Here is a 10,569-nt window from a genome sequence, read left to right on the forward strand (position 1 = left end):
AGTTGAAAACTAATAAATTAATAATTGAATAGTAAGGAAAAAATATGACTAAAAAAAAGCGTTTTATAACAAACAGCATAATTTTTACTATCAGTAACTTTTCATCTAAAATATTAATATTTTTTCTTTTACCTGTATACACAAGATATCTAACTCCATCAGAACTAGGAGAAGGAGATATCTTAATTTTGGTCTTAGGACTTATATCTCCAATATTAACTTTGGCAGTAACTGAAGGTGTGTTAAGATTTTCTATGAGTAAAAATAATAACACAAATGCAGTTTTTACATATGGAATACTAGTGATTTTTGCTGGATTTTTCTTGCTTATTATACTTTCTCCAATCTTCTTTCTATTTGAAATGTTTTCAAAATACATATGGTTACTTATTCTTATATTTCTTTTTACTTCATTGAATATGTATATGAATCAATTTTTAAGAGGTGTCAATAAAATAAAACTAATTGGAGTTGTTGGTATAATATCTACGCTAGTTTTTATATCAAGTACACTAATTTTTATAGTAATTTTGAACTATGGTGTTTTTGGTTATTTACTAGCATTTATTAGCATGAATTTTGTAAGTTTTCTTATTCTTGCTATTTTTGGCAAAGTACATAGATACTTCTCTATTAAAAGTTTAACAAAATCAGAAGTACATGATGTAAATAAATTTAATTTACCACTTATCCCTTCAAAAATTAGTTTTAATTTAATTAACTCAAGTGGAAGATATGTTACAATAATTATTTTAGGTGCTAGCTTTACTGGAATTTTGTCAGCCGCGTTTAGAATTCCAGCTGTGCTGACAGCAATCTACGCAATAATAAATCAAGCAATGTTATTGTCTACTATAGATGAATTTGAAACCGAAGGTAAATTTGGCTTTTTTGAAAAATTATATGTTCATTTAGATGAAATTTTATTCCTTTCTGCAATTTTCATAGGAAGCACTATAAAAATTTATGGATCATTTTTTTTCTATGGTGAGTATTTTGAAGCTTACAAAATTGTTCCTTTTCTTTTGGCTGCTACGTACTTTGGTTCTTTACATGGGAGCTTGACAAGTTTTTACACTGCTTTGAAGAATACTAAATATTTAGCTTATACTGCAGTTGCTGGAATGATAATTGCTATAATTTTAAATATTTTGTTTATCTATATGTTTGGAATTGTTGGAATAGGTTTAGCTAATGTGCTTGTGTATTTTCTAATGTGGTTATTATTATACACAAAAGCTGATTTAAAATTGAAAAGTGTTAAGAATACTGAAAAAATGATTTTTAAATGTATTATACTAGTATTAAGTATTTTGTTAGTTAATGTTTTAGATGGCTTAATGTATTACGTATCTTGTTTTTTAATTATAGTAATAACTGTTGTTTTTGTAAAAAATGAAATCGCGTTTTTATTCAAATCAATAATTAGTGTTATTAAAGACAAGATTATAAAAACTTAGTAAACAATGAGTTGCGTAGTATTTTATTGATGGATATTAAATTGATAGGAGGTATGTTATGGTTAATAGTAAATATGAGAATGTCATGATTGTTGGACTGGGATCAATGGGTAAAAGAAGAATAAGATTATTACAAAGATTTGACAAAAATTTAGTATTAATAGGTGTTGATACAAATAAAACACGCAGAGAAAATGTCAGTGAGAATTTTAAAATTTTGACAGTATCAAGTATGGAAAAAGCTTTAGAACTTATTAGTGTTCACTATGCTTTTGTTTGCACATCTCCACTAACACATGCAGATATAATCAGTTTTTGTTTAAAAAATAAAGTACATGTGTTTTCTGAATTGAACCTTGTAATAGATAAATATGATGAGAATATTAGTATTTCACATGATAACGAAAAAACGCTTTTTTTATCTTCGACTATGCTTTATCGAGCCGAGATAATGAAACTAAAAGAAATAGTTGGAGAACATAAGAAAAGATTTAATTATACATATCATGTTGGGCAGTATTTACCTGATTGGCATCCTTGGGAAAACTATATGGAATATTTTGTTAGTGATAAAAGATCGAATGCATGCAGAGAAATATTTGCAATTGAGTTGCCTTGGATAATAGACACTTTTGGGGAAATAACTAATTTTTATGTTGTGAAAAATAAGATATCCACTTTGAAGATTGATTATGATGATAATTATTTATTAATCATTGAACATGAAACTGGGCATAAAGGAACGATTACTGTTGATGTTGTATCTAGAAAACCTGTTAGAAATCTGGAGGTTTTTAGTGAGGATATTTATCTCACATGGAATGGAACTCCAGAAGGACTAGCTCAATATGATCCTGTGAATAAAACTCAATCAACTATCAGTTTATACAAAGATGTGGATAAATTGGATGGGTATTCAGATTTCGTAGTTGAAAATGCCTACTTAGATGAAATTGTGGATTTCTTTACACAAGTCAGACAAAAAACTATACCAAGATATGACTTTGAGAAAGATAAATTAATATTACAATTAATTGATAAAATAGAGGGGCTTTCATGAAAAAATATAAGATAGCTATTGTTGGATTAGGTTCCATTGGAAGAAGACATATATTAAATATATTTGAAGTGTTAAATACTAAAAAGATAGCCTTTAGTATTGATGTTATTAGAAGAAATAAAAACAGTAATGTAGATTCTGATTTACAAAATTATATTTCAAATATTTATTCTGAAAAGGATAATATTGATAATGATTATGATGTAATTTTTATTACAAATCCTACATTTTTGCATTTTTCGTCAATAAAAAAGTATGCTAAGCATACAAAAAATATGTTTATAGAAAAACCTATATTTGAAAAAACCGAATATGATATTTCAGATTTAGATTTATATGAAGGAGGAACATACTATATTGCATGTCCACTCAGATATACACGAGTATTACAGTATGTAAAAAAAAATATTGATTTAAGTGAAGTCTATTCTGCTCGAGTGATTTCATCAAGTTATTTGCCAAATTGGAGACCCAATACCGATTATCGCCTGTCATATAGTGCAAATCAAATAATGGGTGGTGGGGTTTCTCTAGATTTAATTCATGAATGGGATTACATAAAATATTTATTTGGAAAACCGGAGCATATTTATAATTTTCGAGGGAAATTCTCTAGTCTTGATATAAGTAGCGAAGATATCTCAATCTACATTGCAAGATATAGAGATAAATTGGTTGAATTGCATTTGGATTATTTTGGTGAGAAAGATATTAGACAGTTACAATTATTTACATGTAACGACACTATAGAAGTAGATTTTCTTAACAACACAATTAAATACTTGAGCAAAGGTAAAGTAATAGAGTTTGATGATGATAGAAATTCCTACCAGTTAAGAGAAATAGAAAACTTTTTTAATATAGTTGAAGGTTTTGCAATAAATGAAAATACAATTGATGATGCTTATGAAACTGTGAAAATTGCGATAGATTGAAGTCATTAACATATTGTTCATATTTTTAATATTCAAATCTTGTTAGTATTCTGTTTTAAACTAAAAAGGAGTCGGGTAAAAGTGAAAATTATATTTGGAACACCATATATATACTCTAAAAAGGTAAAAAGAGGTACAGTAAATACCTCTGGATTAGCTTTTGGACCGCTGAAAATTGCAGAAAAGTACGGTGAATTAGGACATTCTGTTTTTATAATTACTCAATCGCAGTATGGTAAAGAAACAAAACTTGGCTTAAATTGTTGGATGAAAAAGAAAACAATATTTGATATAATCAAATCTTTAAATATTACATATATTAGAGCAGCAATTACTTTAATCAAAAAAATGAAAGTAAATGTTAAGACAGCATTACGTATTTTGCTTTATTTTGCTAATGGAGCTTATTTTGAACGTTCCATAAAGCAAGTTTCACCCGATGCAGTAAATATACATTCCGTTGGATTATATACCATTCCTTTCATCATGGCATGTGTTAGAACGAAAACAAAGTTTCTTGTTACTCAACACGGTACTGATCAATATGAAATAAGGGAAGGTAACATATATAGAACTTTGGATAGAGAAACTTGTGAAATGTTAAGATTATTATGTGAGAATGATGTAAGAATGTCAATGATTTCAACAGGAAGTAAATTATGGCTAGAGTCATTTATTGGTCGACCTTTAAATAACATTAGTATTATTGTCAATCCAATTAGTCTTGTTCCTGAAGAATTTACTCCAATTGATCATGTAGAGAAAAAATACATTATTTCTACTGGTCGGATCGGAGAAAGAAAAAATCAAATTCAGTCAGTTAGGGCATATGAATTACTACCAGAGTACTTAAAAAAACAATACTCATTAGTGTTTGTTGGTGGAGGAGTTGAGGGCTCCGAAGCAAAAAAATATGTAGATGACAAGAAAGTATCAGGAGTAATTTTTACGGATTTTATTTCGAAGTCGGAATTGCTATCTTATTACAATAAATCTAAAATTGTAGTTGTGGCTAGTCTTTTAGAAGGGTTTGGGATGTCGATGTTGGAGGGATATGCTTTTGGCATTCCAGTGGTTGCTTTTGCTGATCTAGATGCTATTCCAGATGTTTACAGTGAAGAGGCAATGATTAAAGTTGAGGAACGGACTGATGAAGCGTTATCAAAAAGTATACAATATGCATTAGAAAAAGACTGGGATCCAAAAGCAATACGGTCCAATATAAATAAATTTACATTAAACAAGATTGGGAAACAATATATCGAAGAATTGAAAATAAGTACCATAAGCAACCTACAAGAATCAGATTTATTCGATTACTTTCGTAATAAAAAATAAGTAATCTTATGAAATTCACTTCGATAATCGTAATATAAATAAAATACAAAATACTTATTTTGGGAATATTTGTATGTGACTTTGTTGTCTTAATTATCAAGATTCGTAAGATATAAAATTCATTCAACAAAAAGTTGAACAGAAACTGCGAAAAGTTTATTTTATATTTTTTTAGGATTGAAAGGAGAACAAACTATGAAGGAAAAAGTATTGAATAAGAATAAAGGCCTTAGTTTTAATAAACTATTATTATATTTTTCAATTATCATGTTTGCAATTCTTTCTTATTTTGCAGCTTATTCTAAGGAACCATTAGTTACTTTTGTTTCTTTAGGTTTTCTCTTAATTATAGTAATTTTGGCAGATAAATCTGTTTTAACTGGAATACTTATATCTACTGCAATAATTGATATGGAGACTATCTCAATACTGGGGAACACACTGACATATTCAAGGATTGTCACTGTTATAATAATTTTGTCTATATTAATTGATCGGAAGTTTAGGTTAGATATGAAAACTTTGTTTGTCGTGTTTATTTTAACGGCCTCATCTCTATCTACCATTTTCTACATCGACATTGCACCATTGTTTGCTTGGGCACTAAATTTATTGATTTTAATTGCTCTTCAAGGCTATTATTTCAGTGAAAATAAAATGAAGGACATAATCAAGATTGTTTTAATATTTGGACTTGTTCACGTCTTTGTATTATTTTTTGGATTATTGTTTCAACCATATATATATAATATATATAATGGAAGACGTTCGATTTTTCAAGGTGTTGATATTAACAGGCAGTCAATTGCGTTTGCACTTTTTGCCGCATTTTTTGTATCTTATGCAATGACAGTTGATAGAGCATGGACTAAAGTTGTATACTTCCTAGCAACAATCATTTCTGCAATAGCAATATATCTAGCCGGAAGTAGAACTTCGCTTTTTGCCATTTTAATTGGAATATTTATTGTTTTTATGACAAATAAATATAAACAAAATCGAATTCTAAAAATAAGTTTGAGCATAATTCTTTTTGCTGGTTTAATAGCGGTATTCCTTACAGATAATTTCATATCACAAAGTCTAGGAAGATTTTCCTTAACTGAAATTATCAGTTCCTCTGGTTCGAACAGGTTCACAACTTATCCAATTATATTTAAAGAGATTATACCAAAATACTTTCTATTTGGTGTAGGAATTGGTGGTCAAGAAATCGCTATTACTAAATTAGGTTATAATATCATATATTATCCAGCAGCTCATAATTTTTTAATTAGTTCATTAGCAGAATTAGGCATATTTGGTTTTTCTTCAATGATGTTTTTGATATTTAGTTCATGGTTGGTATTAAAGAAAAATGCTAAATATAGTTCGAATACATATATATTATGGGTTGTTTTTACAGTATTGTTGATTTGTGGACTAGGGGAAACTGTATATAGTGAAAAAATTACTTTTGTAATAATTGGATTAGTATTTTTAAAAAATATAGATTTTACAAGGAGGTTAAAAAAAGATGATAATAACACAAACACCATTTAGAATGTCATTTTTCGGCGGTGGCACGGATATGCCGGAATTCTTTAATGAGCATGGAGGAGCAGTTATATCTACAACATTTGATAAATATTGCCATATTATCGTAAGACATTTACCTCCATTTTTTGAATATTCTACTGAATTAGCCTATTCGAAAATGGAAAGAGTAAAGGAAGTGGCAGATATACAACATCCAGCAATAAGGAATGCTATGCAGATGTTGGACATAAATGAAATAAGACTCACATACGAGGCAGATCTTCCTGCACGTTCAGGCTTGGGCACAAGTAGTTCATTCTCAGTAGGTATGTTAAGTGGCTTTTATTCTTTGAAAGGTATATATGCAGACAAAAAGAAACTTGCTAAGGAAGCTATATATCTTGAACGTGAACTCTGTAATGAAGCTGGAGGTTGGCAAGACCAAATTGCAGCTTCGTTTGGTGGATTCAATAGGATTAACTTTTATGATAATGATTTCGAAGTCCACCCAATAATAATTTCACCTGAACGCAAGAACCAACTTAATAATAACCTTTTGTTGTTTTTTACGGGTTTTACTCGAATTTCCTCAGAGATTCATAAAACAAGTAATGTTACTTCTGAAAATAAGAAATTATACTTATTAGAAATGTTAAAACTGGTCGATAAAGCAGAAAAAATATTAACCGATAATACTATTGGTCTTGATGAATTTGGCAAACTACTGCATCTTGGTTGGGAACTTAAGAAACAGACCGGATCAAATGTTTCAACTCATAAATTAGACGAAATATATCAAAAAGCAATTAATGCAGGAGCATCAGGTGGAAAACTACTCGGAGCTGGTGGTGGTGGGTTCTTTATATTCTATGTTGAACCAGAAAAGCAAAAAGCAGTTAAGGCTGCTTTGAGTGATTTGCTTTTTGTACCATTCAATTTTGAGAATGGCGGTACTAGAGTAATTCATTATGTCCCTGAAAGTATATAGGAAGAGGTAAACTATGAAGAAATCAACTATAAATATCATTAATAATTTATGTAATCGGTATCCTATATTACTGGAAAACAAAAATACACTGACCACTACTGTTGAAACATTTATTAATTGTTTTGAAAATGGTGGGAAGCTTCTGGTATGCGGCAATGGAGGTAGTGCAGCAGATTCACTTCATATAGTAGGTGAACTGATGAAAAGTTTTGTTTTACCAAGACCATTATCTGAAGATATGAAATCAAAAATAAATTCGACTGGTGAGTATGGAGAATATCTTAATTCAAAACTTCAGGGTGCATTTCCGGCGATTGCACTCGTAGGTTCTTCTGCCCTCGAAACCGCTATTGGAAACGATATGGCTTCAGAGTTTTCCTTCGCTCAACAAGTATTAGGACTGGGTACTAAAGGAGATATATTATTGTGTATAAGTACATCTGGTAATTCAAGAAATGTGATTTATGCTATTGAAGTTGCTAGAGCAAAAGGACTTGTTGTTATAGGAGTGACAGGTAAGACAGGTGGTAAGATGAAAGAAAAATGTGATTACTTACTTAATGTTCAAGAAAGCGAAACATATAAGATACAAGAGTTACATTTACCAATCTACCACAGTATTTGTCTTGCTCTTGAGAATGAATTTTATGGAGAATAATAACGTGAAGGTAGTTATAATGGCAGGCGGGAAGGGTACCAGAATTGCAGGTATTAGTTCGAATAATCCTAAACCAATGCTCTCAATACATGGCAAGCCAATTCTTGAGTGGCAGATTGAATGCCTTAAGAAACTGGGATTTACAGAAATAATCCTTGTAATTGGTTACAAAGGTCATATAATCCAAGATTACTTCGGTGATGGCTCAAAGTTTTACATGCATATTGAATATATTACAGAAACTGAACCACTAGGAACAGCAGGCTCATTATATTTTTTGAAGAAAAAAATAACTAAAGATTTTCTGCTTCTTAATGGTGATTTGATTTTCGATGTAGATATTAACCGATTTGTTGAATACCATATGAAATCTGAAGCAGTAGTTACACTTTTCACACATCCTAATGACCACCCTTATGACAGTGGAATAATTGTTGCTGATAGAAATCATCGTGTCCATAAATGGTTACATAAAGAGGATAATCGCGAATGGTATAAAAACCGCGTTAATGCTGGCTTACATATGATTTCCCCTAAGTTGTTCAAGCAATTTAAATACCTAAAAAAACTTGATCTTGACCGGGACATCCTTGAACCAATGATTCCTACTGGGACTTTATTTTGCTATGATTCTCCTGAATATGTAAAAGATATAGGTACTCCTGAAAGGTTTTATGAAGTAGAGGGAGATATAAAATCAGGAAAACTAGAGAAAAAGAACTTAAATACAAAACAAAAAGCAGTGTTCCTTGATAGAGATGGAACAATTAATAAGTATGTTGGATTTTTAAAAAATATTAATGATTTTGAATTAATCACTGGAGTGGCTGAGCTAATTAGGAAAATTAACAGTTTGGGATACCTTGTCATAGTTGTAACAAATCAACCTGTGATTGCTCGAGGAGAAGTTACATGGGAAGAACTAAATGAGATTCATGATAAGATGGAAACTCTTTTAGGGCAACAAGGGGCATACTTAGACGATATATTTATATGTCCTCATCACCCAGATAAAGGGTTTGAAGGCGAAAAAATTGAATACAAGATAATATGTGATTGCAGAAAGCCAAAACCTGGTATGCTGTTGCAAGCAGCTGAAAAATATAACATTGATTTAAGCCACAGTTACATAATTGGTGACAGTGAAAGTGATATTCAAGCCGGAAGGGCTGCGGGATGTAAGGTATTTAGATACAATCAAGATAGAACATTTTTAGATTTTTTTAAAAGTATCGTTGCTGACTAAAAATTTGACACTTATTAGAAGATTGTGTTAGATATTTAAATAGAAAAAGAAAATATTTTCAGGATATATTTGGAGTAAATGATTAAGTAAAAAAAACACTAGTAAACACAACTTAGCAAGAATCATATCCAAAATGCTTTAGAAACTTTTAGAAAATTATAATGAAAGGAAAAAATAATGAAAATATTATTTACAATTTGCGGTAGAGCAGGTTCAAAGGGGGTGAAGAATAAAAATATTAAAATTTTTTTAGGCTTCTTTCTTCCGTTTTATACTGTATCCGTAATTGATTTATTCATCAAAGCCAATAGAAATCATGAATGTGATATAGTTTTAAATACTGATAGTGATGATTTAATTAATTTATTCATCAATAATTTAGATATGCCAATACATATAGTGAAAAGAGAGTCAAGATTGAGTGGTGATAATATTCCAAAAATCCAGGTAATCCAAAATAGTTATTATGTTATCAAACAACGATTGAAAAAAGATTATGAAATGGTCGTGGATCTAGATATTACTTCACCATTAAGAACATTGAACGACCTCCAAACTTTGATTGAGAAAAAGCTAAAATCAGACGCAGATGTTGTGTTCTCTGTAACTGACTCTCGAAGAAATCCGTATTTCAATATGGTGATGAAATCTGACAAGGGATACGTGCGTGTTATTAGATCAAATTTTAATGCAAGACAAGAAGCACCAGAAATATTTGATATGAATGCGTCATTATATGCATATTCTCCTGATTTTCTTAAGAGTGGTAAAGAAATTTTCGAAGGGAACTGCGATATAATAAAGATGATTGATACAGCTGTGTTAGACATAGATAATGAGAATGATTTTGAAATAATGGAAGTTATAGCAAAGTATTTGTTCAATAACAATCAAGATATGAGTATCGTTAGAAAGAATATTGAAGCACTACTTAAAGAGAGTTAAACAAGATATCGAATGTAGTAATAATGAATAAAAATACGTTTTTCCCTAATACGAAAAAGATAAATTGATAAAATATTGTTATTATCTTTAGACAAGACTTATTTAATACTATGCTTCTATGTCAATAAAGGCTATATCCAGCAACGAAATCGACAGTTGTAAGTGAAGGGTTTCATAATAACCGACAGTCCTATCTAAAGGGTCAGGGCAACCTTGTGTGTGGAAACATATTTGGTAAGAAAAGGGTATCCATTTCATAGTAATCGACAGTCCCAAGTGATGACTTTCATAGTAACCGACAGTCCTTAATGGTCCCTCGGGGCAAAAATAAATATTTTATTTTGTACTTGACTTTTTGAATGGTTTATGCATAGCCCAATAGAGCCAATAAGTGTATGTCAAAGAACGGCTATTTGTTTCA

9 protein-coding genes are annotated in these 10,569 nt (G+C 30.1%); all 9 read left to right on the top strand.

The features are described 5' to 3' along the window. The first annotated feature begins 44 nt into the window (after nt 1-44). The 9 genes from KJ971_05120 to KJ971_05160 all read left to right on the top strand — a co-directional run bounded on the left by KJ971_05120 (nt 45) and on the right by KJ971_05160 (nt 10,148). Nucleotides 45-1,460, top strand: a complete 1,416-nt coding sequence (locus KJ971_05120; protein ID MBU1145219.1) for a polysaccharide biosynthesis C-terminal domain-containing protein — start codon at nt 45-47, stop codon at nt 1,458-1,460. 85 nt (nt 1,461-1,545) lie between these two features. Beyond that, nucleotides 1,546-2,520, top strand: coding sequence for a Gfo/Idh/MocA family oxidoreductase (locus tag KJ971_05125; GenBank protein ID MBU1145220.1), 975 nt, complete (start codon nt 1,546-1,548; stop codon nt 2,518-2,520). Next, complete coding sequence (locus KJ971_05130) at nt 2,517-3,455, top strand: Gfo/Idh/MocA family oxidoreductase (GenBank protein MBU1145221.1); 939 nt, start codon at nt 2,517-2,519, stop codon at nt 3,453-3,455. The genes KJ971_05125 and KJ971_05130 overlap by 4 nt, the downstream gene beginning before the upstream one ends. An 81-nt stretch (nt 3,456-3,536) precedes the next feature. After that, nucleotides 3,537-4,793 carry a glycosyltransferase family 4 protein gene (locus tag KJ971_05135; GenBank protein ID MBU1145222.1) on the top strand — a complete coding sequence of 419 codons (1,257 nt, stop codon included), beginning with the start codon at nt 3,537-3,539 and terminating at the stop codon, nt 4,791-4,793. 195 nt (nt 4,794-4,988) lie between these two features. After that, a complete protein-coding gene (locus KJ971_05140; GenBank protein ID MBU1145223.1) occupies nt 4,989-6,335 on the top strand; it encodes an O-antigen ligase family protein in 1,347 nt (448 codons plus the stop codon). Further along, a complete protein-coding gene (locus KJ971_05145) occupies nt 6,310-7,299 on the top strand; it encodes a kinase (protein ID MBU1145224.1) in 990 nt (329 codons plus the stop codon). The genes KJ971_05140 and KJ971_05145 overlap by 26 nt, the downstream gene beginning before the upstream one ends. 13 nt (nt 7,300-7,312) lie before the next feature. Then, complete coding sequence (locus KJ971_05150) at nt 7,313-7,957, top strand: SIS domain-containing protein (GenBank protein ID MBU1145225.1); 645 nt, start codon at nt 7,313-7,315, stop codon at nt 7,955-7,957. A gap of 4 nt (nt 7,958-7,961) precedes the next feature. After that, on the top strand, nt 7,962-9,203 hold the full coding sequence (gene gmhB, locus KJ971_05155; GenBank protein ID MBU1145226.1) for a D-glycero-beta-D-manno-heptose 1,7-bisphosphate 7-phosphatase: 1,242 nt from the start codon (nt 7,962-7,964) through the stop codon (nt 9,201-9,203). A 177-nt stretch (nt 9,204-9,380) separates the two neighbouring features. Next, on the top strand, nt 9,381-10,148 hold the full coding sequence (locus KJ971_05160) for an acylneuraminate cytidylyltransferase family protein (protein ID MBU1145227.1): 768 nt from the start codon (nt 9,381-9,383) through the stop codon (nt 10,146-10,148). The last annotated feature ends 421 nt before the right edge of the window (nt 10,149-10,569 follow it).

This window comes from Bacillota bacterium, assembly GCA_018818595.1.
Lineage (GTDB): Bacteria > Bacillota_I > Bacilli_A > Izemoplasmatales > Hujiaoplasmataceae > JAHIRM01.